Raw genomic sequence first — 25,742 nt, forward strand, 5'->3', positions numbered from 1 at the left:
TGGCCTCGAAGGGGTTTCGCCCGCCCTTCGGGCCGGGGCGAGTGACTTTGGAAAGACCCAAAGTCACCAAAGGTCTTCTCCCCCGCTTATTCGCCCGACTTACGTCGGGTTCCTTCGGCTCACCCGCTTGTCCGACGGCGCGCGCCGACGGGCCTTTGGCCTTCGCCATCCATGGCTTCGGCCAAAGTCCGCTTCGAACATCTCTGTTCTCGCGCCAAATCGGGTCGAGCTGCGCTCGCCCTTTCCCGATTTGGCCCATGGCCCGGCGCCGCTCTGTCTCGCGGTCTAGACAAGTGGGTGAGCCTCAACGAATAAGAGGGGTTTAGATGAGTTACATCTTGGTTTCCGGGAAAAACCCTTTCCATAACTGAGATCTTTACCTGACATCTAAGTTATTGCAGTTCTGATGAGGAGATAAGTAGATATTTTCTATGAAATGTGAGGCATCGTATGGAGCTATGCTCTTGGTTGTAATAATATCTCACACTATAAGTTACATTAGAGAATACTTAAATGACAGTCGTTATCAACAAAATTCCAGAGAGTAGACAGTATTGGATTGTTCGAGCCGGTGAAAACGCATCGTTTTTTAACCATTTTCGAACTAATGGTGTGATCGCTCTTGGTCACGCAGATATTTCACTAGATGTCAGCGCTATCATTCATAACCCTCAGGAATTAGTGGCATCAGGTGAGTTGAGGCGAAGTGTAATTGATCAAAGCTTCTTGTTTGATAATTTCCCTGTTAACTCTAACACTATAAAAGATGAAATCATTAATATGCATCGCGCAGCATTAAGTATTAATGGTGATGCAGCTCATAAAATTGGTAATATAAATGCGCAAGTAAAAGATTATGTAAGGCTTATATCACCTAACGATATTGTTATCACAGTTAATAAAAATAGCGTTATGGCTGGGCGGGTTATATCTGACCTTTATATATCTGACAACCCCATTGTATATCGAAGTGGTGATATTGAAACTGCATGCGAGTACAAGTTAAGGTATAATGTTATATGGAGTAGAGCATATTCTAGAAGAAGAATTCCTTACGTTTTAGAAAGAGCATTAAAAAATACTCGGGCTGTTTCTAAGTTGAATGATGAAGATACTATAAAAATATTAAATCATTGGCTATCCCCAATACATGAGATGGGTGATAAAGTTTGCTTTTCTGTTGAGATCGGTAGTACCAACAATATATCTAACTCTCATTTATCCTCTGTTTCCAGATCGCTGGATGTATTAGAAGCGCTTTCAATATATATAGACTCAAGAAGAATAGATGAAAGCCAAAGCATTAATGTTGAAGACTTTTACACTTTTCTTCAACAGCGGCAATATAATTCTTGGGGGGCTTTATCTTTAACATCCCAACATGCCTTTATGTCTCCAGGATTTCAATTTTTCCAGCTAGATGGGAGTGAAACGAAGAAAGCTTTATACGCGTTAATATTTTCAGCTAGCTTTGGTGCTAATGTTTCATATGCTGATGATCGAACTCCAATAGCTCTCTCAGATGCAGAGCAAGCTTTAGTTAATCAAGTAATGGAAAGAAATGACATTGAGTTAGGTTTTTTAGAGGCAAAAGAGAGTCTTGTTATGTCATTAACAAGATCGAATGACTCAATTGTGGTAGATTCTGACGTAGTAGAAACGGATTCACCGCGTAGCAATAGAACGTCTAATGGTGGTGATGGTGGTGATGATGGTTTTGGGCGTACAATCATAGATGATGAAACCATGTTATAGGTAAAAATATGCTTGCTCGCTTGAACGCTTATTTAAGGTTGTTGCTACGGCGCTTAACTAGTGGTTTTATGAAGCCGTTTGAAAATAACTGGGCAGAAACACTGCAATATATTGCTATAGTCTGTTCTATTGTAGCTACAGGCTTATGGACATATTCGACTTTTGGTGTTCTTCAGCAGAGGGAAAAGGCAGAGGTAGATCTTAAAAAAACTATTGAAGAAAAAAAGAAAGTTGAAGTGGAATTACAAGAGTTAAGGGAGAGAATAGAAGGGACTGATTCAAGTAATATTGTTATTTCTGAAAGGCAAGTGACATTATCGAATGGAAATGTTGGTTTGTTTATTACGGTTTCGGTAAAGAATACAGGCACAAATGATATTCATATGTCTTGGGGGGACACACCTTTAACTATCTACAAAACTCATTATGATGGGGACAAAGTAAAAGGTCTTTTTGCATTGCGTCCTCAGCTGTATAAATCTATTTTGGGAGAGCAAGGAGAGAATGAGCAAAGGATATTTGATGACCTTTATCTATTTGTTGGCTCACAAAAGGATTTGAGCTTTTTTGTGGAAATTAAAACCCCAGGAGTATATTTGATTACATTCAAAGCCAAGGTAAGTAAAGAAACTAGAGTTAAATTAGAGCATGAAGATATTAATGGTGTATGGTTTTCATCTCAATTTATAAATGTGGAAAATAAAGCAATGAGCAGTGTTAAAATTAAAAAATAAGTTATGGAGTGAAGAAGTATATACTATGTTTTTGAGGGGTTGACAGAAGCTACCAGTAGATTATTTTTTTACTATTGCTTTGTTTATCAATCCATCAGCATCAATGAGACTATTTTTTTTGTATGCATTTATATTTCCGAGCATGGAAGCGTAGTACAATGGAGTAATCTGTTTTTTACTACAAACTCCAGTTTTCGGAACTGTGTTGGACAACATAATCCATCGTCAGGACTATGCATCATAAGTTCAATCGTGACTTTCCCTTCATATATAGAGATACTTCGGAAGTTCAACCGATCCCCTAAGATGTATGAATCACCATATTGTTTTGCGGTCCCCATATCATTGAATATAGTAGCTAGATAATAGTAAATACCACTACCCCCATCGCTAGATTGGATCACAGCAATAGCATCATTACTACCGTCGCTATCAAGATCGCCAAATGCATGGTCGGTTAGAAAAACCGCAATAGTTTTTTCGTGCATTCCCTGCTCATTGTCTGGAATAAACTCTCGCCCCCCATCTTGCAGGGTGATTGAATCATCTCCCATTCGGTATGTGAGATTTTTAAGAGTCTCCATTGAAATGGGTGGGTATGCAGCTATAGCTGTAGTGTTACTTGAACTTTGAAAAGTGACATATACCCAAGCTGCTATTCCTGCAAGTGCTACTGTCCATGCTGAGAACACTACAAATATGATGATGTGAAAGGCATTCTGCTTCGTAAGATTAGGAAAAATATTCTTTGCAACAACATCACGAGCGATATAAAAGTATGCACCAATAGCAATACCAGCTGGTGCGGCGATTTGAGCGAAAGACTTCATTAGATCTAGGTTCATGTTCGGGACCAGCCTCAGAGGAATAAACGGTGCTTGGGGTTGGCAAGGCCCCCATCGCACCTAGTGGGTCAGTGTATCGCTGACCGAACTTTATATGAAGCCTTTAGCACTGTTGCGGCGTCTTCATATTCGGTTCAGTTGGCAGATATATTTTTTAATCACAATTGCACGTTGCTATGGTGAGCTGTTTAGCTTCTCCTTGATTGATCACCATCACCCTATTTTTTCCAACTCCGCTATCTCCCCGCCGCCAATCAGCTTTAAGTTCCGGCTGATCTGCTCCACCGGCCAGTCCCACCAGGCGATGGCATTGAGACGGGCGATGGTGTCGTCGTCGAAGCGGTAGCGTATCACCTTGGCGGGGTTGCCGCCGACCACGGCGTAGGCGGGCACGTCACCGGTGACCACGGCGCGGGCGGCGATGATGGCGCCGTTACCGACCTTCACTCCCGGCATGATCAGGGCCTCGAAGCCGATCCAGACATCGTTGCCGATGACGGTATCCCCCTTGTAGGGGAGGCTGCCCGGGGCGGGTGCGGCATGCTCCCAGCCGTTGCCGAAGATAAAGAAGGGGTAGGTGGAGAAGCCGGAGGTCTGGTGGTTGGCGCCGTTCATGATGAACTTGACCCCGCGGGCGATGGCGCAGAACTTGCCGATGATCAGCTTGTCGCCGACGAAGGGGAAGTGGTAGAGGACGTTGCGCTCGAAGCCCGCCGAATCCTCCGGATCGTCGTAATAGGTGTAATCACCCACCTCGATATTGGGCCCCTTGATGGTGTTCTTGATAAAGCACACCTGGGGGAAGCCCGCCATGGGGTGCGGGTTGGCGGGGTCGGGTCCGTGCATGGGGTGCTCCTCTGGCGTTTGGGCTCAGGCTACCCTAACGGAATCGGGTGGAGCCTTGCCACCCTTTTGTGCCCTCCGCTTCGCCAGTCTCTGTCGCCCTGTGGTGGTGGGCACATCGACCCCGCCGGGGTTTGTCTCTAGCATAAGGAAGATGCGGGGCAGGGGCTCCGCCATGCGGGCGGTGGTTGATGCCCGTTTACGGACTTCTGGCGGAGATAAAAGATGAAGCTGCGTTCCTTGTTGATGGTGGGGGCCCTGCTGCTGGGCGGTTGTGCGGTCAATCCCTACGGCGGCACTCAGGCCCCGGTGAGCGAGCCGGATGCCCCCGTGGTGCAGCCGGACAAGCCGGTGACCAAGCCGGATGCCGGAGCGCCGCTGCCCAAACCGGTGGCACCGACCGGGCTGGCGCTGGCCATGGCCGATGCGTTTGTGCAGGCCCCCGAGGTGCGCGAGCTGGCGCAAACCGGTCAGCCGGTGCTGCTGCTCACTCCGCCCCAGAACGGCACCGGCGAGCCGGTGGATACCCGCGCCATGGCGGCAGCAATGAGCAAGCGCATTCAGAGCAAGAGCGGTTTTCGCTTTGTCGACCCGGGTCAGGTGGCCGCCATCACTGGCCAGCTTGAGTATCAGCAGGGCAGGATGAACCCTGCCTCCCTGGTACGGCTCGGTCGCCAGACCGGCGCCGGTTACATGCTCTACGGGGATCTGGTGGCCGAGGGCAGCCGCTATCGGCTGTCGATGACCCTGATGGAGCTGCGCAGCGGCGAGCTGCTCTGGAGCGGCAGTCGCTCCGCCAGCCACTGAGGATGCCGAAGGGCTGACAAGTTTGTCAGCCCTTCACGCTTTGGACGGTGCCAGCAGGTTGAGGTAATCGAGCAGTGAGAAAGGGTGCGCAAAGCCCGTCAGCTTGGCCAGCCTGTCCAGCTCTGTCTGTCCAACTTGCTGTAACTGTGCCTGCTGAGCCGGCGTGAGTGTCGTGGATCTTGCCTTGATCAGGGCATCGAGCAAGGCGCGGTCTCCGGCGACTGCCTGATGGAACGCCTTGATCGTCAGTGCCTCTACCTCTGCTGCTGTGCAGCGTTCCATGCTCTTCTCATGCAGGTAGACAAGCACCGTCACCTGCTGCTCTCTTTCCAGCAACCAGAAGCGGTCCTCTTTGGGAGGCAACGCGGGTTTGTGGCGGGCCTTGCTTGCCTCACAACGCGCAAACGCCGGATCCAGATCGTGCAACGACAGGGCCATGGCACTCTGGCTTGTGGTCAGCAACAGACATAGTGCACCCAAGGCCGGGCTGAGAAGCTTGGGTTTGGCCTTGCCCTTGGTGGTGAGTGGCGACAGCGGCCTCATACCTGCTTTTTCAGAAAATAGGTGATGTGCCCAGGCGGCATGTCCGGCAGCTCGCCAAAGACCTGGTAACCCTGCTTCTGGTAGAAGGGCAGCGCCTGGAAGCTGGTGGTTTCCAGATGAAAGTTGCTGATGCCCTTGCTGCGGGCGTACTGCTCCATGGTGGCGAGCAGGCGGCCGCCCCAGCCATCCTGGCGGATGCGCTCGTCAATCCAGAGCCAGTCCACGTGCAGCCAACCCCACTTGAGGTCGGCGGTGATGCCGCCGTGCACCTTGCCCGCTTCATCCTTGATAAAACTGGCGATGTGCTCGCGCAGGTGGGTGCCAGCCTGGCTGATGTTGTAGCCAGACAGGCCGATGCGCAGCGCGTCGACATCCTGCTCGGCAGGGGGTTGGGGTTGGGTCAGGTGCATGGTCTCTCCAGAGCCGGGTAAAGGGCCTCTATCAATAACCGTTCAGACTCAATCTGGTCAAGCTATTGCCCCTTCCCGGTGTCACAGCTGCGGGAAGTAGCAGGCGGCCATGTCGACCGGGTGATCGGGGCTGCCGGGCAGGTAGAAGTGCCAGCCCGCATCGGTGAAGGCGCGCAGCTCGCTCTCCACGAACTTGAGGGCGAGGCTGAGGGCCTGCAGGGCATCGACGCCATAGATGAAGGTCTTGTTGCCAAGGCCGTCCAGCTTCACCTTGCAGCGCCAGTCACCGCCGGCGGACTTGGGATCCGGCTCGGGGGCTCCGATGGCAATCTTCACGGTCAGCTGTTCTCCCTCGATGCTGATGGCATCGAAGCGCGCTTTCACTATGGCTCTCTTCATCTGGACGATCCTTTTCCGGGGGCCGGCGTCTGCCTGGCCGGGCTGATGGGGGGTGAGTCGGCCGGGAGGGCAGACTCAGGAAGGTCAGCCTAATGGATGCGGGCGCCACAGACAACGGGCGCAGCGGCGCCTTGTGAGGTGGCTTGAAGATCCATGATTGCTGCTCTTTTGATCAACGGGCGGCGGGGCAAGCGCTATTTTCCCGCATTGCTTGATGCGCATCCATGAATGGCCGGATTCGCTGCTGGTTCGGCGCCGCACCCGGCACGATAATTGGGGCAGGCGGCCAGCCCGGCGTGCGCCTCTCGTTCCCCGGATCCAAGGAAACCGCATGGCACTTTCGGTCGAGCAATTATATGAAGTAATGGCCCAGCTGCCCGATCCCGTCTTCATCCTGAGCGAAGATGGCTACTACATCGAATACATCGGCGGGGTGGAGCAGCAATCCTATCAGGATGGCAACCCGCTGGCGGGCAAGCGACTGGCCGATGTGCTGCCCGCCGACATGACCCGCTGGGTGATGGAGCAGGTGACCCTGGCGCTGGATTCGGGCCAGGTGCAGGTGGTGGAGTACGAGCTGGCTGCGGTGGAGGTGGAGGGGATCGACGCCTCGGTCGGACCGCAGGGGATGCAGCGCTTCGAGGGCAAGATTGCGCCGCTGCCCTCTCGCTACGACGGCAAGCGGGCGGTGGCCTGGGTGACCCGCAACATTACCGGCCAGCACGAGCTGCAGCAGCGGCTCAAGCTGCAGAGCGAAACCGACCAGCTGACCGGCCTCTACAACCGCCGCTATTTCTTCGAGCACTGCCGGCAGCGGCGCGAGAGAGAGGCCCCCTGCAGCCTGGTGATGCTTGATATCGACCACTTCAAGCAGATCAACGATCGCTTCGGCCATCAGCAGGGCGACCGGGCGCTGCAGCGCTTCTGCGACTGCGTGGCCGCCCAGCTGCGGGCGGACGATCTGTTCGTGCGCAGCGGCGGCGAGGAGTTTCTGATCCTGCTGCCCGGCATGAGTGAAACGGATCTGCAGGCGCTGGCGGAGCGGATCCGGGCCGCCGTGGCGGCGCTGCCGGCGGATCCGGTGGCCTTTACCGTCAGTCTGGGCACCACCCTGGTGCAGCCAGGGGAGGAGATCAACCAGGCGCTAGCCCGCGCCGACGAGTGGCTCTATCGGGCCAAGCGGGCGGGTCGCAACCGGGTCGCTCACTGCCCTGCGGGTGGCCAGCGCAAGGGGGAAAAACAGGGGAAGCCAACCCCCTGATATATGGCGGCAGGACCGGCACCAATATATCGGCGGCGGTCGGGGCCATTCATTGCATAATTAGCTGATATTGCCGGGCTGATGCTGTTAATATTAACGGGCCACTCTCTGGCCTTATTCAAGTTGTTGAGCAACGCATCGAGGTTTTGTCGTTATGTTATCAGACGGAGCTGAATTGATTATCTTGAGGCCAAAATGACACATCTTATTTCCTTTTGAAACAAGCTGATTCAAACAGTCATGAATTATTAACCTTGACCTTTATGGCGATTTCAACGATGGTAGCGTGGCATCCCCGTTTTCTCTTGGTGATCATGTTGATCGCAGGCGGGCTTGTTTTTTCTACGATCCGGTCGATATGCCGCGGCATGTCGCCACGCCTAATTACACGGGCCAATAAAATATAAGATGACAGATTAATAAGGTGTATATCGCAATGAGTGTTGCTATTGCTGAGAAGAGTAATTCCGCATCAAAGTTGAAATGGGAGAAAAGTGATTCGGTATGGACCATGGGCTTATATGCCACTGCAGTCGGTGCCGGTACACTGTTTCTCCCAATTACCGTTGGCAGTAATTCGCCGGTTATTTTGCTGTTTATATTATTGATGGCATTTCCGCTTTCTTATTATTCCCATCGGGCATTGAGCCGCTTCGTATTATCCAGCTCCCACCGGGAAGGGGATATTACCCACGTGGTAGAAGAGCACTTCGGTGCGCGGGCAGGCAAGCTGCTGATGCTGGTCTATCTGATGGCCTTCTACCCCATCATTCTGGTCTACAGCATCTCCATCACCAACGCGATCCAGAGCTTTGTGGTGCACCAGCTGGGCAATGCCGAGATCCCGCGCGGCCTGCTGGTGCTGGGGGTGATGCTGGGGCTGCACCTGGTGCTGCTGGCGGGCAAGCAGATCGTGGTGTCAGCCATCAGCGTGCTGGCCCTGCCCATGGTTGCCTTCCTCATCGGCCTCTCCATCTATCTGCTGCCCCAGTGGAGCCTCTCCTACTTCAGCGAGAGTCAGGGGGTGGACTGGCGCGACCCGGCGTTCTGGAAATCCCTCTGGCTGATCGTGCCGGTGATGGTGTTCTCCTTCAGCCACGCCCCCATCATCTCCTCCTTCAGCGCGACGCAGAAGAAGCGCTGTCAGGCGAGCGCCGACCAGCGCGCCAAGCGGATCATCAAGTGCAGCAGCCTGCTGATTTGCGGCAGCGTGCTGTTCTTCGTGGTGAGCTGCGTGATGAGCCTGAGTCAGGCCGAGATGGCGCAGGCCCGCATCGACAATATTTCGGTGCTGTCGGCGCTGGCGAACAAGTTCTCCAATCCGCTGATCGCCTACGTGGGGCCGCTCATCGCCATTCTGGCCATGTCCAAATCCTTCCTCGGCACCTCCATGGGGGTGAGCGAGGGGACGGTGAGCATGGTGAACGGTGCCTGTCAGGGGCTGGGGCTGTCGCTGCGTGAAGCGACCATAGCGCGGGTCTCGTCGGTCATTCTGTTCGTGGTGACCGGGGTCATCACCTACTTGAACCCGAACGTGCTGGAGATCATCGAGAAGGTGAGCGGGCCGCTCATCGCGGTGATCCTGTTCCTGCTGCCGGCCTGCTCCATCTATCGTCTGCCTGCCCTCCAGCGTTATCGCGGGGCGAGCACCCTCTTCGTGCTGGTGATCGGGCTGCTGGCCATCTCGGCCCTTATCTACGATCTGCTGTAACGGCGGATCCCGCACAAGTCAAAAAGGGCGACCCAAGGGTCGCCCTTTTTCTTGGTGTTGCCGTTAGCCAAGCAGGGTGGAGACGCTCTGGCCGGCCATCAGCAGGCCGATGGCCAGGGCGCTGAACCAGACCAGGGTGGCGCTCACCAGCAGGTAGCCGCTGGCGACGAACAGGCCGTCGCGCTGCAGCATGCCGATGGCAAGCAGCAGGATGGCCCAGGCCGGCATGGCGTTGGTGAAGGGGATGGCCCCGAGCGGCAGCATCAGCAGCAGGGCCGCCAGCATGATCAGCAGGCCGTTGCAGCGGTTGATGGTGCTGCTGCCGGTCAGCAACAGCAGGCGCGGGCGGATGAAGCGATCGATGCGGGCCAGCAGATCCGCCCCCTTGTGCAGGGTCGGTTTGAGCTGCTCGGCGGCGAAGCGGCGCTCCATCAGGATGGCGGGCAGCCAGGGCACCCGGTTGAGGGTGATGCCGATGCCGATAAACAGGATCAACAAGCCAAACGGAGTGCTGACGCCGGGGATGGAGACCGGCAGCAGGAAGGGGACGGTGAGCAGCACGCAAAACAGCAGCATGCCCTGTTCGCCGACCAGGGCCAGCATCTGGCGCAGGCTGATATGGCTATCCTCGATGGCGTGGGCGGTGGCCCGCAGGGTGTCGGAGAGCTTGTTCTGGGGGTCGTTGAGTTGCGCGGCAACCATTCCCTGTGTCCTTCTGGTGAGTGGCACCGGCCCACCATGAGCCGGTTGCCGGCCAGCATACGGGGCAGAGGTTAATCGGGGATGAATAACGGGCGGGACGGCCGAGTGTGATCCTTGCGGCGAAAACGGCGCGATACAGGCTGGGTTTAGGATAGGGGCCAGGGGGCTCTGATATGCTTGACGGGCACTGGTGCAGCGCACGGAGGAGCCGTGATGAAACGAGCAGGGATCATGATGATGGGGCTATTGTTGCCGCTGGGGCAGGCCTGGAGCGCAGAGGGGGAGGCCGCCCCCGGCTGGCAGGTGACGCCGTTCTTCGGCTACAGCTCGGCCATCGACTTCGAGGCCAATGACGACCCCCAACCGACGCCCGTCGCCACCCGGCTGGAGTCCTTGCAGGGGGAGCGCTCCGGCAGCTGGGGCCTGTTCATCAGCAGGGAGGTGGACGACCCCGGCATGATAGAGCTGCTCTACAGCCACCAGTCCACCCGCCTCTCCCCCGATCAGCCGGAGCGGTTGACGGTGGATACTCTCCACTTCGCCGGGGCGCTCACCCTGTCGGACAACCTGATGGCCCCCTATATCGGCGCCGGGATCGGGGCGACCCGCTTCGCCGCCTACGACAGCGACGTCGCCCCCTCCATGTCGCTGGCGCTCGGGGTGCAGCCGCGCCTGACCGAGCATCTGGCGCTGCGGGCCGAGGTGCGCGGTTATGGCGCCCTGGTCAACGACAACAGCCAGTTTCTCTGCAACCCGGACCAGTGCGTGTTCAAGGTGCGCGGCGAGCTGGTTACCCAGTGGCAGGCCAATATCGGCCTGACTCTGCGCTTTTGAGCCCCTTGCACCGCGGCACCTTGCCACCCCTGCCTCATGCACTGCCCTCGCTGTCGACCCCGCGGCTGCTGCTGCGGGCATTCGATGCCGGGGACAGTGCCGATCTGTTCGCCATCTACGGGGACTCCGAGGTCATGCGTTTCGTCGGCGAGCCGCCGTTTCCGACCCTCGCCACCGTGGCGCAGATGCTGGCGAGCGTGGAGCGGTTGCTGGCCGCCGGCGAGTCGCTGGAGTGGGGGCTGGTGGCGCGCGACAGCGATCGCCTGATCGGCACCTGCGGCCTGCACAGCTTTGCGGGGAATGCCGGTCTGCGCCAGGCGGAGGTGGGCTGCATGCTGGATCGCCGGCATTGGGGAGAGGGGTGGATGGCAGAGGCGCTGACCGCCCTGATCGCCTATGCCCGCCAGCTCGGCCTTGCCACGCTGGTGGCGGATATCGAGCCGGGCAATCTGCCCAGCCAGCGGCTGTTTGAGCGGCTGGGCTTTGTCTGGCAGCAGGATGGCTGCTACCGCCTGGCGCTGGGCGAGGGGATCACACCAGACCGCGGGTGAGACGGCTGAGGGGCTCGTTGACGTCGAACAGCTTGAACTGCACCGCGCTGGCGCCCATGGCGAGCACCCGTTGCTCGTGCATGGTGGCGTAGGCGAGGGCGCTCGCCTCATCCTCGAACAGATAGATGCCGCCCGCCTCGCCGGTGCGCGGGTTTTCGGTCCAGATCTTGGAGATGAAGCCCGGCTCCCTGGTGATGGACTCGGCCAGCGGCATGGCCGCGCTCGTGAGGGCCGGCCCCATCAGCTCGGCGGGGAAGTTGAAATGGATCTGCAGCAGGCTGGGCATGGTGCACCTCTGTTGGGCGTTGATTGACGGAGTCCGCATCATAGGAAGCCGGCAACTTGGCTGCAAGAAGGCACATTTTCGTGGCATAGTTACCGCAAAGTAACCACTCGCGAGCCATCCCTTGTCCTCACTGCCCTGTCCCGCCTACCGGGTGCTGCGCCTGCTGGCCGGCAAATGGAAGCCGGCCATCCTGTTTCATCTGCGCGAGCAGACCCTGCGCTTTGGCGACCTGCGCCGCAGCATGCCCGAGGTGAGCCAGAAGGTGCTCACCGCCCAGCTCAAGGAGCTGGAGAGCGACGGCGTCATCATCCGCACCCTCTACCCGGACGTGCCGCCCCGGGTGGAGTACAGCCTGAGCCCGCTCGGGGTCGCCCTGATCCCCCTGCTCCAGCAGATGCACGACTTCGCGCTGAGCCACGGCGATCTGCTGGCGCTGAGTGAAGCGGAGGCGGCCCGCGAGGAGCCCTATCTCGGCGAGCCCAGTTAATCCTGCGCCGGCCAGACCATTACCCACTCGGCGCAGCCGGTGTGGGGATCCACGCCCTCGGCCGCCACCTGAAATCCTTGCGAGCGATAGAAGTCGCACGCGGTCCGGTTCTGCTGATAGACCTGCAGCCGCAGGGCCGGCAACTGCCCCTTGGCGTGCTCGAGCAGGGCCTTGCCCAGCCCTTGCCCCTGCCGCGCGGGGGCCACGAAGAGGGCGGCCAGGGCGCCCTCGTGCAGGGAGTAAAAACCAAGCAGCTGGTCACCCAGGCAGAGCACCTGGCTGTCGGCGGCGGGCAGGTAGATCTCCCGCATCGGCGCCAGGTTGGCGTGCCAGTAAGCGGGCTCGATGAAGTGGTGGGCCTGCAGGGAGGCTTCCAGCCAGATGGCGAGGACGGCCTCGGTGTCGGCCGGGGTGAAGGGGCGTATCTGCATGAGTGTCTCGTCTGGATTCGTCAAAAGAGGGGCATGGTAGCAGCACTGGCTCTGCCGTCACCCGCCAGCGGGCAAAAGTGGAGCCCCCGTAACAAAAAAGGCGACCCGCAGGTCGCCTGTTGCCGTTAGCCGGCGTAGGGGAGGGAGGAGTGGTGCAGCACGATGCGCACCTTGCCGTCGTCCCCCTTCTTGAAGCCCCAGGTCTTGTCGACCGTGGTCTGCTTGTTGTCCCGGTCGGTCAGGTGCACCTTGCCCATGGTGAGGGCCATGTCGCCGTTGATGTAGACGGCGGCATTGCTGTAGTCGTAGCTCTGCCAGTTCTTGAGGGCGAAGCCGCTGTCGGCGGGATAGGCCTTGTTGTTGCCGACGAAGTAGGCCAGCGCCCCCTCCCGGTTGATGCGAAAGGTCTGCTCGCCGCCGGCCAGGGTCGGCTTGAACAGTACCGGCCCCTGAGCGTAGCCGTAGGCGCTGTCGAGCACGGCGCCGGCGGTGGCCCTGGCCTTGTCGATGCCGCCGCTGCGGTAGTCGTCGCTGATCTGGATCAGGGCCTTGCCCCAGGCATCCTGGGCGGCCTTGATCTCGGCTTCGGTGATGTTGTTGTTGGCAATTTCGGCGGCGCTGAGGGAGCCGCTGGCGGCGAGCAGAACGAGGACAAGGCCGGCTTGCTTGGTAAACAGGGTCTTGGTGAACAACGTCATGGGATGATGACTCCTGGGTTCGCGTTTAAGGAGTCCCGGAGTTTATCTATCCGCGATGAATAAAAATTGAACCCATCATTCAGCCTCGAGTGGGGAGGGATCTGCCTCCCTCCCATCCTCATTCCCCTCAGCGGGCCCGCAGCAGCCAGCGACTGGTCGCCCCCAGCGCCAGCAACCGGTAGCCGAGCAGGGTGAGCGCCAGCAGCGCCGGCACCTTCAGCAGCTCCCACCACACCAGCTTGCCCTGCGGGCCGAAGATCATCAGCCACACCACCAGCATCATGTGCAGGCAGTAGAGGCCCAGCACCTTGGGGGCCTGGCGTTCGAGCCAGCTGCCCTTGCCCCAGCCCGGGTTGGCCAGCAGCAGGCCGAACAGCCCCAGCGCCCAGGGAAGCGAACCCAGCAGGAAGTCGTGGCGGTTGAGGGGGGCGGCGGCCAGGTGCAGCAGGCCCCAAGCCTCCAGGGCGTAGAGCCCCATCCCGGCCGCCATCAGCAGGGCGCAGCGCCTGGCATCCGGCTGCCAGGCGCGCAGGCGCAGCTCGGCGCCGAGGGCCACGAACAGCAGGGAGAAGAAGGGGCCGTTGCGGGTCAGCAGGGCCCACTCGCCCCCCAGCAGCGGCGGGCCATAGGAGCCGCCGAGCAGGGCCAGCCCGTAGAGCAGGACGCCCAGCAGCAGGGCCAGCCGGGGTAGGCGGGCCTGCTGGCAGAGCGCCAGGATCAGCACCGCCAGCATCAGGGCGGGCAGGAACCAGAGGTGGATCATGCCGCCCACCCACCAGGCGTTGAGCGGATCCCCCAGCTGCATCTGCCACTGGCCTGCCATGGCCGGCAGGTAGCCCTCGCTCACCGCCGCGAGCGGGTTGAAGGGGATCAGCAGATAGAGCAGGCTCCACGCCAGCCAGAGCCCCAGCAGGGGGCGGCAGTAGCGCAGCGCCACCGTCAGCGGGCGGCCTGCAGCGAGGGCGGGTTGCAGAAAGTAGCCGGCACAGAGGAAGAAGAGCGGTACCGCGAAGCGGCAGAGCTGGTTGATGATGGCCCCGAGCAGGGGGTAGGGCGTGCCGTCCCACAGGGTGGGATCGAAGGGGTTGCTGAAGGGGGAGAGGTGAATGGTCATCACCGCCAGGATGGCCACTACCCGTCCGCATTCGATGCTGGAGATGCGCATGCTGCCTCTTGCCGCTTGGGTTGAGGGCGCACCCTAGCAGCTGCGGGCGGCCCCCATCCAGCCGCCAGGCCGGCAACTGTGAACCCCATCGGCGGCCGGTTACCCTTTGTTACCCGAGGTGCGGGCAAGGTTACCGCCGCCGTGAGGCCGATCCCGTTTTGTCGTCGGTAAATGCGCTAGAGCATGGCCACCAGCACGGTGACCAGGGCGCCCAGCAGCAGCAGGGCGATGCCGCGAGCGGCCGGGCCGTGCAGCTTGTTCCACATCAGCAGGCTGGTGAGGGCCAGCAGCAGCATGGCCAGCGCCGCCAGATCCCCTACCAGCTGCCATGGCAGGCCGGTGCCCATGCCACGGTGCAGCCGGTTGAGGCTGGCGGCGAAGTTGGCCTGCTGCAGCTCGGTGTGCACCAGCAGGGTGCCTTCCACATAGCTGGCGGCCACGCTTTCGCTCAGGGTGACGCCGCGCATCTCCCAGCGGGCCGGAAGGGTGAGCGGGCCGTCGGGGGTGGGCAGGGTCTGGGGCGGGGTGAGCTGGACGCGCCCCTCCTCGAACCCTGCTGCATAGCGTTGTTGCAGCAGGCTTTTCAGCTCATCCGGGCTGGTCAGCGGCGCGCTCAGTACTATCTCTTCACTGGATTTATCGGTATGGGGGCCGGGCAGCGGCAGCACGGCCCTGTGTTGCAGCCAGAGGCCGGTGAGGCCGTAGAGCAGCATCAGGGTGAGGGTGGCAAAGCCGGCCCAGGCGTGGATGCGGCGCACCCACTTGTTGTTGTGCAGGGGGAGTTTTCTGCGTCTCATTGCTCGGTGCTTCATAAAAATCTGGCCAGCAGGAGCTGGCCAGAGGGATCGGGAAAAGGGAGGGATCAGAAGCGGTAGGCGGCGCTCAGATGCAGCTGACGGGGTGTGCCCGGCATGATCTGGGAGGCGCTGGTGGCGCTGACGAAGTAGTCGTGATCGGTCAGGTTCTCCACGCTCAGCTGGGCTTCCCACTGCTGCCAGCGGTAGCCGGCACGGGCGTCGAAGCGGGCGTAGCCGGGCAGGGTGGTGGTGTTGGCGTTGTCGGCGAAGCGATCGCCCACCGCGGTCACCCCGGTCTCGCCGAACCAGCCCTGCTTGCCGCTCTGATAGCCGGCGAACAGCTCGCCGTTCTGGCGGGAGACGTTCATCGGCCGCTTGCCTTGCAGATCGGCGTCCGCCTTGACCTGCTCGGCATCCTGGATGGCGATGCCGCCGCGCAGGTAGAGCTCGTCGGTCAGCTGGGCGCGGGCGCTCAGCTCGATCCCCTCGGTGCGCTGCAGACCGGTGAGGATCACCTTGGTGGGATCCAGCGGATCCTTGCTGCGCTTGTTGTACATCTCCAGCCGGTAGAGGGAGAGGGTGGTCGCCAGCCGACCATCCAGCCAGTCGCTCTTCACGCCGCCCTCGTACAGCCGGGTGTGCTGGGGATCCAGGTTGTTGTTCTTGTCGCCCGGGGTGATGCCAATAAGCTCGCCGCCCACCGGGGTGAAGGTCTTGCTGTAGGAGGCGTAGAAGGCGTGCTCCTCGATCGGGTTCCACACCAGGCCCAGGCGCGGGCTCAGGCTGGTGACCGAGACGGTCTCCTCCTTGTTGAGGTCGTTGCGGCGGCTGGTGACGGTGAAGTCGTCGCGGCGCAGACCCGCCAGCAGGTGCCAGTCGCCCAGACTGAGCTGATCCTGCACATAGAGGCCGTAGCCGCGCACCTTGTGATTGGCGTCGCTGGAGAGCTTCATGGCGCCGTCGTAGGTGGGCAGGGAGCCCGGATCATAGAGATTGCCGGCCGGGATCGCGGTGGCGTTCTGGTAGAGCTTGGGGGTGCGCTCCTGCCAGTTCTGCTCGAAGCCCACCAGCAGACGGTGCTCGACGGGGCCGGTCTGCAGCTGGCCTTCGACCTCGGTGTTGCTGATCAGGCTGTTGGCCTTGAGATCCTGTTGCCAGCGGGCGCGGGTCACCTTGTCACCCTTGACGCTGGTGACATAGGTGTTGTCGAACTGGCTGTCGAGGCTGGTGTAGCCCAGCTGCTGGCGCAGTTGCCACTGATCGTTGATGTCCCAGGTAAGGCGCGAGCGGGTGGACTGGGCCACATCGTCGATGAAGTCGCGGCGGGTGTCGCTGTAGACATACTCCTTCGGCACGTCGGCCGGGCGGCCGTTGACGCCGGGGATGCCGCGATCCGGGGTGCGGTCATGCTCGTTGCGCTCGTACTGCAGCAGCCAGTTCAGCTTGTCGTTGATCTCCCAGTTGACGGAGGGAGCCAGCAGGGTGCGTTTGCTGGTCACGCCGTTGCGAAAGCTGTCCTTGTCTTCCTGAGCCAGGTTGAGACGCACCTGCACCTGCTCACCCGCTTCACCGTTGAGGTCGGCAGCCAGCCGGCGGCTGTCGAAGCTGCCGACCTGGGCGCTGACGCTGGACTCCAGCCCCTTCTGTGGCTTCTTGCTGACCCGATTGACGATGCCGCCTGTGCTGCCACGGCCGTAGAGCACCGCCGCCGGTCCCTTGAGCACTTCGACCCGTTCTGTGTTGCCAAGGTCGCGGGTGTACTGCATGTCGTCGCGAAAACCGTCCAGATAGAAGTCGTTGCTGGCGCTGAAGCCGCGGATGTTGACCCCGTCGAAGCGGGTGTCACCGCTGGCGTTGACGCCGGGGATGCCGGTCAGGGCTTCGCTCAGGGTGGGCTGGCCGAAGGCGGTCAGCTCGCTCGCCTTGACGCTGTCGATGGCCTGCGGCACCAGCTTGGCCGGGGTGTTGGTACGGGTCGCAGTGGCGACCTCTTCATGTTGGCTGCGTTTGCCGACCACTGTCATGGTCTCGTCTTCGGCGTGTGCGCCGGCGCTCAGGGCCAGCAGGGCGACACTCAGCAGAGTGCGCGGGTGGTGAGGTGTGTGCATGTTGCGTGTTGACTCTTGAAGAAGCGACCTGATGGTCTGAACTTATTGATTTATTTGTAATTATTTTGTTCTCTCTCATTTGAGAGGATGCTAATGATATTGATTTTCATTAGCTGTGCAATAGAAACATGTTTTGACGATGGGGCTGGGTATCGGATGACTCGCCCTGCCGGCAGGGGGCCCTGTCGGCAAGGTAACGGGAGGAGAGAAGAAGGGGGATGAGGGGCTCAGTGGTCGGCGGCGGCGGGGGCGATCCCGGCCAGCTGCTTGCCCAGCACCAGCCGCGGCGCCGGGTCGGTCTGCAGCGGGATATCCTGCAGCGGGGTGCCCTGCAGGTTGCGGTGGATGATGTTGGCCGCCATCCGGCCGAGGGCCTGATAGCTGCTGATGGTGCCGATGGTGCAGCCGTGCTCCACATAGAGCTCGGCGCTGCAGATGGTGGGGATGCCCGCCTCGTTGAGGGCGGCCAGTAGCTCGGGGGCGATGGAGAGCAGGTAGCTGTCGGCGGCGAGAAACACGATGCTCTCTTTGGCGTCGCGCTGCAGCCGCTTGAGCTCGTTGGCCAGTCGCCGCTTGTCCGGTGCGATGCGCCAGGTGGTGAGTTCCCACTGGTAGCGACGGGCCTCGCGCAGCAGCATCTCGCCGGTCAGCAGGGTGTTCTGCTCGCGCGGGTTGAACGGCAGCAGCAGCCCCTTGCTGGCGGGCAGATAGCGGCGGGCGTTGGCGAGCTGCAGCGCCATCGGCACCATGTTGCTGGTGCCGGCCACCATCCGGTTTTCCGTCTTGTCGTCGGACAGGAAACCGGCCCCGACGGGGTCGGACACTATGCTGAAAATCAGCGGCTTGCGGTTGCCCACCAGGCTCTTGACCATGGCCGTGGCGGTGGTGCCGAAGCAGTAGATGTAGTCGTAGTCGGCGAGGGAGGGCAGCAGCTGCTGGCGCAGCAGGGTGGCCAGCGCGGTTCTGTCCTGATTGGCGTTGAAGGTGACGAAGGTGGGGTGATGACCGAGCCGGTTGAGCTCGTCGCGAAAGCCGCGCTCGGCGTCCGTTTCGCCGCGCCACAGCACCATGGCGATGGTCAGCGCCTGAACGGGCAGGGCGCAGAGCAGGCAGCAGCAGATGAGCAGGCGTAGCGGCATGATGATCTCCTCGTCTTGGCTCTGTTGAGCCTAGATCATGGAGGGCCGGGCGCGTCGGGGCGGACCAAAAAGAGCGCGCCGGCATCAGCCGGCGCGCGCAGAGCAGAGGGGCCCGACTTAGAAGTCGTAGCGGGCCGCCAGCTGGAAGTCATCCTTGACGTTGAGCTTGCCGCTCTCTTTGCTGTCGAGGTTGTTGATGCGGTACTCGCCGATGACGCGCAGGTTCTTGTTGAACTTGTACTGGGCGCCCAGGGTGTAGTAGTCGATGGAGTCGTAGTCGGCCTTGCCGGACTGCTCCACCTTCTGCTTGTTCCACAGCGCCATCAGGCCGAAGCCGTTCTCGAAGTTGTAGCCCAGCGCCCCTTCCCAGCCGGTGTGATCCTTGCCGGTGGCCAGGAAGTCACTGCCGTCCGCATAGCTCAGGGCGGCGTAGACGGCCTTGTTGTCGTACTTGGCGGAGAGCAGCCACAGCTTGGCATCCTCTTCCCCGTTCTTGTCGCGGATACCCACGTTGTAGGCGGTACCCAGTGCCAGATTGAACGGGAAGGTGTAGGCCACGGCGGCGCCGTAGGCGGCATCGCTGTCCTTGCTGGTGGTCTCTTCGGTGTCACCGCCGTCGAACTTGTAGCTGGTATCGATCTGGAAGCCGTTGAACAGACCAGAGTACTTCAGCACGGAACCGGCGCGGTTGGTGGCGAAGGTATCGGTCTTGGCGCCGAGGGCCTCGTTGCCGTAGCCGTCGGAGAGGGAAACGTCAGTCCAGTCGGCCAGGAAGCCAGGGGCCCCCTTCTGGCGACCGAAGGTGATGTTGCCCCAGTCGGCGCCGACACCGGCGAACGCCAGACGGGTGCGCAGGTTGTCGGAGTTCTCGCTGATGGTCTTCTCGCTGTCGTTGATGTACATCTGCACTTCGTACTGGGCCAGCGCCTTCAGTTGGCTGTTGATCTGGCTGTCGACCTTGGCGCCGAAGCGGACGAACTGGTTGGCGCCCTGCTTGTCGCTGTACTCCTGGGTTCCGTTCGGATGGGTGCTGTCGACCCCTTCCTTCTTGTCACCGAAGAACTGGCCGGCATAGATGCGGCCGTACAGATCCAGGGTGGTGGTGTCATTCTTGTAAACTTCAACGGCTTGAGCCTGGAAGGCCGCGGTGAGAGCCAGTGCCACTACAGTCAGCTTTTTCATCTTAATCCCTTGTGTTGCAAGCTTTGTTGTAAAAGACGGGGGCCATGCTAGGCAGGGGGGATGACAGCGGGGTGACACTCTCGTGAAGTGTCAGTGGCGGTTTGATGTCAAATTGGTGAAAGGGCCGTGTTTTGTGTGACGAACCGCCACTTTTGCGCGCAAAGGTTTGCCCTTGTGGTAGAATGCCGCCCGTTTTCGAGCTCCAAAGGTTGGATATGCGATGAGACGTGAACTGGCAATCGAGTTTTCCCGAGTGACGGAAGCGGCTGCACTGGCTGGCTACAAGTGGCTCGGACGTGGTGACAAGAATATCGCCGATGGGGCGGCCGTTGCGGCCATGCGCCATATCCTCAATCAGATCCAGATCGATGGTGAGATTGTGATCGGCGAGGGTGAAATTGACGAAGCTCCCATGCTCTACATCGGCGAGAAGGTGGGCACCGGCATGGGCGACGCGGTGGACATCGCGGTCGATCCCATCGAGGGTACCCGCATGACCGCCATGGGTCAGGCCAACGCCCTGGCCGTGCTGGCCGTCGGCGACAAGGGCTCCTTCCTCAAGGCCCCCGACATGTACATGGAGAAGCTGATCGTGGGTCCCAAGGCCAAGGGTGCCATCGACCTCGATCAGGCCCTCGAGCTGAACCTCAAGGCCGTGGCCAAGGCGCTCGGCAAGCCGCTCTCTCGCCTGACCGTGATCACCCTGGCCAAGCCGCGTCACGACAAGGCGATCAAGGAGATGCAGGGGCTGGGTGTGCGGGTGTTCGCCATTCCCGACGGCGACGTGGCCGCCTCCATCCTCACCTGCCTGCCGGACAGCGAAGTGGACATGCTGTACGGCATCGGTGGCGCACCGGAAGGGGTGATCTCGGCGGCGGTGATCCGTGCGCTGGACGGTGACATGCAGGCCCGCCTGGTGCCCCGTCATCAGGTCAAGGGCGACAGCCCGGAAGTGCGTGCGCTGGGCGAGCAGGAAATTGCCCGCTGCGAGGCGCTCGGCATCGACGTGAGCAAGGTGCTCAAGCTGGAAGACCTGGCCAAGAATGACAACGTCATCTTCTCGGCCACCGGCATCACCAAGGGTGATCTGCTGGATGGCATCACCAGCGACGGCGTCATGGCGACCACCGAGACTCTGCTGATCCGTGGCAAATCGCGGACCATCCGCCGCATCAAGTCGATTCACTTCCTGGATCGCAAAGACAGCGTGGTGCGCGACATCATCCTCTAATCAGGATGCGCGCGGGGCAACCTGCATGGTACCGGCAACAAAAAGCCCGACGCTGTCGGGCTTTTTGTTGTCTGTTGGCAAGGGCACTATTTCATGGCAGGGCCGGGATAACAGTGAGGAAAATCCCCGCCCTTTGCTACACTGGCGCACCCTGCCGAGGAAAGCATTACATGGAATGTCGTCAAGGTTGCGGTGCCTGCTGCATCGCCCCCAGTATCAGCAGTGCCATCCCCGGCATGCCCGACGGCAAACCGGCCGGCGTGCCCTGTGTGCAGCTCGATGCGCGGCTGGGCTGCAAGATCTTCGGCCAGCCCGAACGCCCGGCGGTGTGCAGCGGCTTTCGTCCCATGCAGGACGTGTGCGGCTACCACAGGGAAGAGGCCATCTGGCTTATCGGTGAGCTGGAACGAATGACGGCCTGAGGCTGACCCTCTCCCTCAGGGAGAGGGTAGGGTGAGGGTGGTAGCTGGTTCCCCCTCATCCCCGACCCTTCTCCCGCGAGGGGAGAAGGGAGGGCAGCCATCCGTAGCAATCCCAATAATCCCAATAATCCCAATAGAAAGAGGCCGCAACTGCGGCCTCTTTTTATTTTGCGACGAACGGACGTCAGACGTCGGCCAGCTGCAATGCCTGGCGGTAGTACTCGTTGGCCTTGTTGGTCAGCCGGCGCTTGTCCATTACCTGACCGAGGGCGTGGTAGACGGCGGCATTGGGCGCCTTCGCCACCTCCTGCTCCAGCAGACGCTGGGCCTCGTCCAGCTGACCGGCCAGCAGGTAGACCTGGGCCAGCGCCGCGTCGACGCCCGGCTGATCCTGGATCTTCTGCAGCAGGGTCAGCAGGGGCTGGTAGCTGTCGAGCCTGAGCTTGGGCAGGCGGGCCAGCAACTGGGGTGAGACCTGCTTGCGCAGCGCATCCAGCCACAGCTCGGCCGCTTCATTGTCGGCCCCCAGCTGGCGCAGGCGATCGCCATAGGCGGCCAACAGCTCGGGATCCTGGCGCAGCTTGCGCGGCAGCGCCTGCCACACCGGGCGCAGGGTATCGAGGGCGCCGCTGGCGGCGCTGAGGCGGCCGCGCCAGGCCTGTTGCAGCAGATCTTCTTCCTGTTTGGGGGTGAGCTTGCCCACCTTGTGCAGCGCCGGAATGAGGTCGATGAGGGCGGTCCAGTCCTCGCGGGCCAGGTGCACCTGGCGCAGCTGGTCCAGCACCATGGGATGGCGCGGGTTGAGGGAGTAGACGGATTCCAGCATGGCCAGCGCGGTGTCGTACTGGCCCTGCTCGATCTGCAGCTGGGTCTGGGTCAGGGTCAGCGCCAGCTCGGCCTTGGGGTTCTCCTCCTGCGCCTTTTGCAGGTATTGATCCCGGCGCACGTCATCGCCGCGGGCCTGGGCAGCCTTGGCGGCGCTCAGGTAGTTGAGCAGCGGGGTGTCGCTGTTGCTGGCGCCCTTGAGCATCAGCTTCTCGGCCTGGCTGTAGTGCCCCTCGGCCATGGCCAGGGTGGCGGCCACGGTCTGCTGGTTGGCCTTGCGACGCCGGCGCGAGCCATACCAGCCCAGCGTCTTGCGGCGCAGGCCGAATACCCGGCCCAGCACCCACTCGACAATGAGCAGGAGACCGTAGAACAGCACCGCCAGGATCACCGCGCTGGTGACCGAGGACTCCACCGTGTAGTTGCCCAGCGAGATCAGCACATAGCCCTTGTTGCCGGAGGCCTGCGGGCCGAAGATGAGGCCGGCCACCATCACGGCCACCAGTACAATCAGACGAATCATGGTGCCCTCCTCAGTTGCTGGCCAGAATGCGCTGCAGGCGCTCGGTCAGCACCTCTTCCAGCATGGCCTGGGTCTTGAAGCGATCCGGGTAGTTGAACTGGATCTGCTCCCCCTTGAGCTTGTCCAGCTCGGACTGCATGTAGTGGGTGGCGCTGTTGTCGGTGTCGAAATACTGGGTCAGCCAGCGCTGGGCCTTGTCCAGGCTGTCGTCATAGAGGGCCTGCTGCTCGCGGTAGACGGCGAGCTGGGCCTGCAGCAGCTTGGTCTTGAGGTTCTCGCGCAGGAAGATCTCCTGCTGCGGGGAGAGCAGGGCCTCCACCGCGCCGTCGCGACGGCGGATGGTGATGAAGTTTTCGGTGAACTTGACCCAGTTCTTCTTGAGGTTGCTCTCCCACTCGTCCGGGTTGGTGCTGACGGCCTGATCCGGTTCGGCCTTGGCTTCCGGCATGCTGACGGTAGAGAGCGGCAGCAGCTCGATCTGATCGGAGAGGGCGGCCAGCTTCAGGGTCAGCCCCTCGCGGTCGATGCGCGGCATCCCCTTGAGCTGGGCGATGTCTTCGGCCAATGCCTTGCGGATGGGCATCAGGCTGGGATCGTTGAGGGCCCTGATGCGCTCGTCGGCATTGCCGAGCAATGTGATGGCGGAGACGAGGTCGTGTTCCAGCCACAGCTTGCGACCGGCCATCCGCACCAGGTATTCGGATTCGGCCAGCATCCAGTCGTTGGGGCGCTTGTCGTTGAGATCCAGCACCCGGGTCTGCAGACCCTTGAGCTCGTCCTGCAGCAGTTGTTGCTGCTTGCCGAGGGCGGCCAGCTGTTCGCCATCCTTGCTGTTGCTCTGATCCAGTTTGGCCATGGCGTCAGCCAGCTGCTGCTTGAGGGCGCCAAGTTCGGCCTGCTGGGCCACCGCGTTCTGGTGGCCATGCAGATAGAGTCCGCCGGTCAGGCCGAGAGCCAGCAGGATGGCGATACCGCCGAGCACTGCACCCGAGCCGCCCTTCTTGTTATTGGTGACCTGCTGGCCGGGTTGCTTGTTGTCGGCCACGGAGGCCGCGGCACTCGGCTGGACTTCTTGCTGTTCAGTCATTCCATCTTCCTCAGTTCCAGAGCGGCCGTCAGGGCCTGGTTGGATGCACCCTGGGCAATCGCGATATGGGTAAAGCCCGCCGCCGCGGCCATCTCGGCCACCCGCGGGCTGGGGACCACCAGCAGGCAGTCGTGCAGCCAGGGCTGCTGTTGGTCCGGGACCAGTTCCAGCAGCCGTTGCAGCAGTTCGCCACTGGTGACGAGCAGGCTGTCGAGCCCGGCCGCCTGCCAGTGGCGGGTCAATGCGCCCCCGTCCAGAGCGGGGTAGTGGCGCTCATAGGCCGCACAATAGTGCACCAGTGCGCCGCGTGAGGCCAGCGTCCGGGCGATGAGATCCCGGCCACCATTGCCGCGCAGGATCAGCACCCGCTTGCCGTTTACCTGTTGCAGGCCGGGCAGGGCCAGCAGCCCTTCGCTGCGCGGATCCTCCGGGCAGGCTGCCGTGATGCCGACGGCCGAAAAGGCGTCCGCGCTGGCCTGGCCGACTGCAAAGTAGTCAATATTTGGCCAGGTCTGACCAGTTTGCAACAGAAAATGATGAGTGAAATTAACTGCATGCATGCTGACGGCGATGACGATGTCGGCCTGGGGCAGCAGTTCGGGCAGGCGCTGCAGCTCGCCGCCCGCCACGGTTTCCAGCAGCGGGCAGCAGAGTGGTGCGTGGCCGTGCTGGCGCAGCAGTGCCACCAGTTCGGCGGCCTGGGCGGCCGGGCGCACCACCAGCGGGACCATCAGGGCTGGCTCCGGCATGGCGGCCATGCTTCGCACCGGCCCGCACTCATGCCCGGTAGACCTCGGCCAGGATGGCATCGGCACCATCGGCCAGCAGGCGCTGGGCCAGGGTGTGACCGAGGGTTTCGCCGTCGGCCAGCGGACCGCGGATCTCGTCGCGGATGACGCGGCTGCCATCCGGGCTGCCCACCAGGCCGCGTAGCCACACTTCTTCTCCCTCTACCAGGGCGTAGGCCCCGATGGGGACCTGACAGCCCCCCTGCAGGGCACGGTTCATGGCGCGCTCGGTCAGCACCCGGATGCGGGTCTCGGGGTGCTCGAGCGGTGCCAGCAGGGCGTGCAGCTCGTGATCGTCGAGGCGGCACTCGATGCCGACCGCGCCCTGGCCATTGGCGGGCAGGCTCTGTTCCGGCTCGATGAAGGCGGTGATGCGGTGCGCCATCTCCAGCCGTTTCAGGCCGGCGGCGGCGAGGATGATGGCGTCGTATTCACCGGCGTCCAGCTTGGCGAGACGGGTGTTGACGTTGCCGCGCAGGTCGCGAATGACCAGATCCGGGCGTGCTGCGCGCAACTGGCACTGGCGACGCAGGCTGGAGGTGCCGACCACGGCGCCTTGCGGCAGCTCGTCAATGGCAGTGAAGCGGTTGGAGACGAAGGCATCGCGCGGATCTTCGCGCTCGCAGATGGTGTGCAGGCCGAGCCCCTCGGGGAACTCCACCGGCACGTCTTTCATGGAGTGCACGGCGATGTCGGCCCGTCCCTCCAGCATGGCCGTTTCCAGCTCCTTGACGAACAACCCCTTGCCGCCGACCTTGGCGAGCGGGGTATCCAGGATCTTGTCACCCTGAGTGCTCATGGGGACCAGCTCGACCTGCAACTCGGGGTACAGGGCTTCCAGCCGGTCTTTGACGAAGTTGGCCTGCCACATGGCCAGGGGGCTCTTGCGAGTGGCAATTTTCAGGGTTCGGGCTGCCATATCAATCAGTTGTTTCATCTTTAGAAGGAAAACGATCTTACCACCCTTTGCAGGGGCTTTCATGGCACAGCCGGCAAAAGCGGGGCCAAGCTCAAAAACAGCGGCTGAAAATGATTTTCATTAAACTAAAATGCAAGGTTAATTGATTGAAATTTAAAAAAATTATTGCTTTCCAATGATACTGTTTAGTGACTTGTCATAAATAATCCGGCGATTGTGTGCGGGCTTGTTTACCACCGCTGTTTGCATTGTTAACATG

At 60.7% G+C, this 25,742-nt stretch carries 28 protein-coding genes; 10 read left to right on the forward strand and 18 right to left on the reverse strand.

The window, feature by feature from the left end:
- The first annotated feature begins 513 nt into the window (after positions 1-513).
- Both PG897_RS12300 and PG897_RS12305 read left to right on the forward strand, forming a co-directional pair.
- Positions 514-1,755: a hypothetical protein gene (locus PG897_RS12300; RefSeq protein WP_201883818.1), complete on the forward strand. Its 1,242-nt coding sequence runs from the start codon at positions 514-516 to the stop codon at positions 1,753-1,755.
- 8 nt (positions 1,756-1,763) lie between these two features.
- Positions 1,764-2,489, forward strand: coding sequence for a hypothetical protein (locus tag PG897_RS12305; RefSeq protein WP_201885227.1), 726 nt, complete (start codon positions 1,764-1,766; stop codon positions 2,487-2,489).
- A 128-nt stretch (positions 2,490-2,617) separates the two neighbouring features.
- On the opposite strand, the gene PG897_RS12310 is transcribed toward PG897_RS12305, so the two are convergent.
- Entirely contained in the window at positions 2,618-3,334 is a 717-nt protein-coding gene (locus tag PG897_RS12310; protein ID WP_201882389.1) for a hypothetical protein, read from the reverse strand.
- Between the two features lie 213 nt (positions 3,335-3,547).
- Entirely contained in the window at positions 3,548-4,180 is a 633-nt protein-coding gene (locus tag PG897_RS12315) for a Vat family streptogramin A O-acetyltransferase (RefSeq protein WP_201882390.1), read from the reverse strand.
- A gap of 222 nt (positions 4,181-4,402) precedes the next feature.
- Between PG897_RS12315 and PG897_RS12320 the strand changes: the two genes are divergently transcribed.
- Positions 4,403-4,984 carry a hypothetical protein gene (locus PG897_RS12320; protein WP_024942178.1) on the forward strand — a complete coding sequence of 194 codons (582 nt, stop codon included), beginning with the start codon at positions 4,403-4,405 and terminating at the stop codon, positions 4,982-4,984.
- A 33-nt stretch (positions 4,985-5,017) separates the two neighbouring features.
- Here the strand turns inward: PG897_RS12320 and PG897_RS12325 are convergent, their stop codons facing one another.
- From PG897_RS12325 to PG897_RS12335, 3 genes are all read right to left on the reverse strand, one after another.
- A complete protein-coding gene (locus PG897_RS12325; protein ID WP_017786011.1) occupies positions 5,018-5,527 on the reverse strand; it encodes a hypothetical protein in 510 nt (169 codons plus the stop codon).
- Positions 5,524-5,937, reverse strand: coding sequence for a GNAT family N-acetyltransferase (locus PG897_RS12330; protein ID WP_201882391.1), 414 nt, complete (start codon positions 5,935-5,937; stop codon positions 5,524-5,526). Before PG897_RS12330 ends, PG897_RS12325 begins: the two co-directional genes overlap by 4 nt.
- An 81-nt stretch (positions 5,938-6,018) precedes the next feature.
- Positions 6,019-6,336: a DUF6968 family protein gene (locus PG897_RS12335; protein ID WP_005308203.1), complete on the reverse strand. Its 318-nt coding sequence runs from the start codon at positions 6,334-6,336 to the stop codon at positions 6,019-6,021.
- A 331-nt stretch (positions 6,337-6,667) separates the two neighbouring features.
- Between PG897_RS12335 and PG897_RS12340 the strand changes: the two genes are divergently transcribed.
- Both PG897_RS12340 and PG897_RS12345 read left to right on the forward strand, forming a co-directional pair.
- Positions 6,668-7,597 carry a GGDEF domain-containing protein gene (locus PG897_RS12340; protein ID WP_201882393.1) on the forward strand — a complete coding sequence of 310 codons (930 nt, stop codon included), beginning with the start codon at positions 6,668-6,670 and terminating at the stop codon, positions 7,595-7,597.
- A 436-nt stretch (positions 7,598-8,033) separates the two neighbouring features.
- Positions 8,034-9,308 (forward strand): amino acid permease, encoded by a 1,275-nt coding sequence (locus tag PG897_RS12345; protein ID WP_333563741.1) that lies wholly within the window; start codon positions 8,034-8,036, stop codon positions 9,306-9,308.
- Positions 9,309-9,371: 63 nt separating this feature from the next.
- On the opposite strand, the gene PG897_RS12350 is transcribed toward PG897_RS12345, so the two are convergent.
- Positions 9,372-10,010, reverse strand: a complete 639-nt coding sequence (locus PG897_RS12350; RefSeq protein ID WP_043167020.1) for an exopolysaccharide biosynthesis protein — start codon at positions 10,008-10,010, stop codon at positions 9,372-9,374.
- Between the two features lie 213 nt (positions 10,011-10,223).
- Here PG897_RS12350 and PG897_RS12355 point away from each other — a divergent pair, with 213 nt between their 5' ends.
- Both PG897_RS12355 and PG897_RS12360 read left to right on the forward strand, forming a co-directional pair.
- Entirely contained in the window at positions 10,224-10,844 is a 621-nt protein-coding gene (locus tag PG897_RS12355; protein ID WP_201882395.1) for an outer membrane beta-barrel protein, read from the forward strand.
- Positions 10,845-10,849: 5 nt separating this feature from the next.
- Entirely contained in the window at positions 10,850-11,395 is a 546-nt protein-coding gene (locus PG897_RS12360; protein ID WP_201882453.1) for a GNAT family N-acetyltransferase, read from the forward strand.
- Here PG897_RS12360 and PG897_RS12365 read toward each other — a convergent pair.
- On the reverse strand, positions 11,376-11,681 hold the full coding sequence (locus PG897_RS12365; RefSeq protein ID WP_005308216.1) for a monooxygenase: 306 nt from the start codon (positions 11,679-11,681) through the stop codon (positions 11,376-11,378). The two genes, PG897_RS12360 and PG897_RS12365, sit on opposite strands and share 20 nt — an antisense overlap.
- Positions 11,682-11,802: 121 nt before the next feature.
- On the opposite strand from PG897_RS12365, the gene PG897_RS12370 reads away from it, so the two are divergent.
- The gene (locus PG897_RS12370; RefSeq protein WP_201882397.1) at positions 11,803-12,168 is read left to right on the forward strand and encodes a winged helix-turn-helix transcriptional regulator; all 366 of its coding nucleotides are present in this window, start codon (positions 11,803-11,805) and stop codon (positions 12,166-12,168) included.
- Here PG897_RS12370 and PG897_RS12375 read toward each other — a convergent pair.
- The 7 genes from PG897_RS12375 to PG897_RS12405 all read right to left on the reverse strand — a co-directional run bounded on the left by PG897_RS12375 (position 12,165) and on the right by PG897_RS12405 (position 19,688).
- Entirely contained in the window at positions 12,165-12,599 is a 435-nt protein-coding gene (locus PG897_RS12375) for an N-acetyltransferase (protein ID WP_201882399.1), read from the reverse strand. The two genes, PG897_RS12370 and PG897_RS12375, sit on opposite strands and share 4 nt — an antisense overlap.
- A 125-nt stretch (positions 12,600-12,724) precedes the next feature.
- Positions 12,725-13,297 carry a hypothetical protein gene (locus PG897_RS12380; protein WP_005308223.1) on the reverse strand — a complete coding sequence of 191 codons (573 nt, stop codon included), beginning with the start codon at positions 13,295-13,297 and terminating at the stop codon, positions 12,725-12,727.
- A gap of 127 nt (positions 13,298-13,424) precedes the next feature.
- On the reverse strand, positions 13,425-14,462 hold the full coding sequence (locus PG897_RS12385; RefSeq protein ID WP_201882401.1) for an acyltransferase: 1,038 nt from the start codon (positions 14,460-14,462) through the stop codon (positions 13,425-13,427).
- Positions 14,463-14,638: 176 nt separating this feature from the next.
- Positions 14,639-15,259: a PepSY-associated TM helix domain-containing protein gene (locus tag PG897_RS12390; protein WP_201882403.1), complete on the reverse strand. Its 621-nt coding sequence runs from the start codon at positions 15,257-15,259 to the stop codon at positions 14,639-14,641.
- Positions 15,260-15,324: 65 nt separating this feature from the next.
- Positions 15,325-17,367, reverse strand: coding sequence for a TonB-dependent receptor (locus tag PG897_RS12395; protein ID WP_201882405.1), 2,043 nt, complete (start codon positions 17,365-17,367; stop codon positions 15,325-15,327).
- 227 nt (positions 17,368-17,594) lie between these two features.
- Positions 17,595-18,506 (reverse strand): ABC transporter substrate-binding protein, encoded by a 912-nt coding sequence (locus tag PG897_RS12400; RefSeq protein ID WP_005308231.1) that lies wholly within the window; start codon positions 18,504-18,506, stop codon positions 17,595-17,597.
- A gap of 117 nt (positions 18,507-18,623) precedes the next feature.
- Positions 18,624-19,688, reverse strand: a complete 1,065-nt coding sequence (locus tag PG897_RS12405) for a porin (RefSeq protein ID WP_010635316.1) — start codon at positions 19,686-19,688, stop codon at positions 18,624-18,626.
- A 220-nt stretch (positions 19,689-19,908) separates the two neighbouring features.
- On the opposite strand from PG897_RS12405, the gene glpX reads away from it, so the two are divergent.
- Both glpX and PG897_RS12415 read left to right on the forward strand, forming a co-directional pair.
- Positions 19,909-20,919, forward strand: coding sequence for a class II fructose-bisphosphatase (gene glpX, locus PG897_RS12410; RefSeq protein WP_005308234.1), 1,011 nt, complete (start codon positions 19,909-19,911; stop codon positions 20,917-20,919).
- Positions 20,920-21,089: 170 nt separating this feature from the next.
- On the forward strand, positions 21,090-21,341 hold the full coding sequence (locus PG897_RS12415; protein ID WP_005308237.1) for a YkgJ family cysteine cluster protein: 252 nt from the start codon (positions 21,090-21,092) through the stop codon (positions 21,339-21,341).
- A 184-nt stretch (positions 21,342-21,525) separates the two neighbouring features.
- Here the strand turns inward: PG897_RS12415 and PG897_RS12420 are convergent, their stop codons facing one another.
- The 4 genes from PG897_RS12420 to hemC are packed head-to-tail and all read right to left on the reverse strand — an operon-like array spanning position 21,526 to position 25,483.
- Positions 21,526-22,689, reverse strand: coding sequence for a heme biosynthesis HemY N-terminal domain-containing protein (locus PG897_RS12420; RefSeq protein ID WP_005308239.1), 1,164 nt, complete (start codon positions 22,687-22,689; stop codon positions 21,526-21,528).
- 10 nt (positions 22,690-22,699) lie between these two features.
- Positions 22,700-23,776: a uroporphyrinogen-III C-methyltransferase gene (locus PG897_RS12425; protein WP_043171497.1), complete on the reverse strand. Its 1,077-nt coding sequence runs from the start codon at positions 23,774-23,776 to the stop codon at positions 22,700-22,702.
- On the reverse strand, positions 23,773-24,507 hold the full coding sequence (locus tag PG897_RS12430) for a uroporphyrinogen-III synthase (protein ID WP_201882456.1): 735 nt from the start codon (positions 24,505-24,507) through the stop codon (positions 23,773-23,775). Before PG897_RS12430 ends, PG897_RS12425 begins: the two co-directional genes overlap by 4 nt.
- Before the next feature lie 46 nt (positions 24,508-24,553).
- Entirely contained in the window at positions 24,554-25,483 is a 930-nt protein-coding gene (hemC, locus tag PG897_RS12435; protein WP_155292470.1) for a hydroxymethylbilane synthase, read from the reverse strand.
- Between the last annotated feature and the right edge of the window lie 259 nt (positions 25,484-25,742).

The organism is Aeromonas sp. QDB20 (genome assembly GCF_027707805.1).
Classification (GTDB): Bacteria; Pseudomonadota; Gammaproteobacteria; order Enterobacterales; family Aeromonadaceae; genus Aeromonas; species Aeromonas dhakensis.

What these genes read in the sequence shown, in the direction of transcription:
- PG897_RS12395 (WP_201882405.1), bottom strand. Translation starts at nt 17,367, where the DNA reads ATGCACACACCTCACCACCCGCGCACTCTGCTGAGTGTCGCCCTGCTG.
- PG897_RS12380 (WP_005308223.1), bottom strand. Translation starts at nt 13,297, where the DNA reads ATGACGTTGTTCACCAAGACCCTGTTTACCAAGCAAGCCGGCCTTGTC.
- PG897_RS12315 (WP_201882390.1), bottom strand. Translation starts at nt 4,180, where the DNA reads ATGCACGGACCCGACCCCGCCAACCCGCACCCCATGGCGGGCTTCCCC.
- PG897_RS12300 (WP_201883818.1), top strand. Translation starts at nt 514, where the DNA reads ATGACAGTCGTTATCAACAAAATTCCAGAGAGTAGACAGTATTGGATT.
- PG897_RS12320 (WP_024942178.1), top strand. Translation starts at nt 4,403, where the DNA reads ATGAAGCTGCGTTCCTTGTTGATGGTGGGGGCCCTGCTGCTGGGCGGT.
- PG897_RS12345 (WP_333563741.1), top strand. Translation starts at nt 8,034, where the DNA reads ATGAGTGTTGCTATTGCTGAGAAGAGTAATTCCGCATCAAAGTTGAAA.
- PG897_RS12415 (WP_005308237.1), top strand. Translation starts at nt 21,090, where the DNA reads ATGGAATGTCGTCAAGGTTGCGGTGCCTGCTGCATCGCCCCCAGTATC.
- PG897_RS12305 (WP_201885227.1), top strand. Translation starts at nt 1,764, where the DNA reads ATGCTTGCTCGCTTGAACGCTTATTTAAGGTTGTTGCTACGGCGCTTA.
- PG897_RS12330 (WP_201882391.1), bottom strand. Translation starts at nt 5,937, where the DNA reads ATGCACCTGACCCAACCCCAACCCCCTGCCGAGCAGGATGTCGACGCG.
- PG897_RS12310 (WP_201882389.1), bottom strand. Translation starts at nt 3,334, where the DNA reads ATGAACCTAGATCTAATGAAGTCTTTCGCTCAAATCGCCGCACCAGCT.
- PG897_RS12340 (WP_201882393.1), top strand. Translation starts at nt 6,668, where the DNA reads ATGGCACTTTCGGTCGAGCAATTATATGAAGTAATGGCCCAGCTGCCC.
- PG897_RS12420 (WP_005308239.1), bottom strand. Translation starts at nt 22,689, where the DNA reads ATGATTCGTCTGATTGTACTGGTGGCCGTGATGGTGGCCGGCCTCATC.
- PG897_RS12375 (WP_201882399.1), bottom strand. Translation starts at nt 12,599, where the DNA reads ATGCAGATACGCCCCTTCACCCCGGCCGACACCGAGGCCGTCCTCGCC.
- PG897_RS12405 (WP_010635316.1), bottom strand. Translation starts at nt 19,688, where the DNA reads ATGAAAAAGCTGACTGTAGTGGCACTGGCTCTCACCGCGGCCTTCCAG.
- PG897_RS12350 (WP_043167020.1), bottom strand. Translation starts at nt 10,010, where the DNA reads ATGGTTGCCGCGCAACTCAACGACCCCCAGAACAAGCTCTCCGACACC.
- PG897_RS12325 (WP_017786011.1), bottom strand. Translation starts at nt 5,527, where the DNA reads ATGAGGCCGCTGTCGCCACTCACCACCAAGGGCAAGGCCAAACCCAAG.
- glpX (WP_005308234.1), top strand. Translation starts at nt 19,909, where the DNA reads ATGAGACGTGAACTGGCAATCGAGTTTTCCCGAGTGACGGAAGCGGCT.
- PG897_RS12385 (WP_201882401.1), bottom strand. Translation starts at nt 14,462, where the DNA reads ATGCGCATCTCCAGCATCGAATGCGGACGGGTAGTGGCCATCCTGGCG.
- PG897_RS12335 (WP_005308203.1), bottom strand. Translation starts at nt 6,336, where the DNA reads ATGAAGAGAGCCATAGTGAAAGCGCGCTTCGATGCCATCAGCATCGAG.
- PG897_RS12400 (WP_005308231.1), bottom strand. Translation starts at nt 18,506, where the DNA reads ATGCCGCTACGCCTGCTCATCTGCTGCTGCCTGCTCTGCGCCCTGCCC.
- PG897_RS12425 (WP_043171497.1), bottom strand. Translation starts at nt 23,776, where the DNA reads ATGACTGAACAGCAAGAAGTCCAGCCGAGTGCCGCGGCCTCCGTGGCC.
- PG897_RS12390 (WP_201882403.1), bottom strand. Translation starts at nt 15,259, where the DNA reads ATGAGACGCAGAAAACTCCCCCTGCACAACAACAAGTGGGTGCGCCGC.
- PG897_RS12430 (WP_201882456.1), bottom strand. Translation starts at nt 24,507, where the DNA reads ATGGTCCCGCTGGTGGTGCGCCCGGCCGCCCAGGCCGCCGAACTGGTG.
- PG897_RS12365 (WP_005308216.1), bottom strand. Translation starts at nt 11,681, where the DNA reads ATGCCCAGCCTGCTGCAGATCCATTTCAACTTCCCCGCCGAGCTGATG.
- PG897_RS12355 (WP_201882395.1), top strand. Translation starts at nt 10,224, where the DNA reads ATGAAACGAGCAGGGATCATGATGATGGGGCTATTGTTGCCGCTGGGG.
- hemC (WP_155292470.1), bottom strand. Translation starts at nt 25,483, where the DNA reads ATGGCAGCCCGAACCCTGAAAATTGCCACTCGCAAGAGCCCCCTGGCC.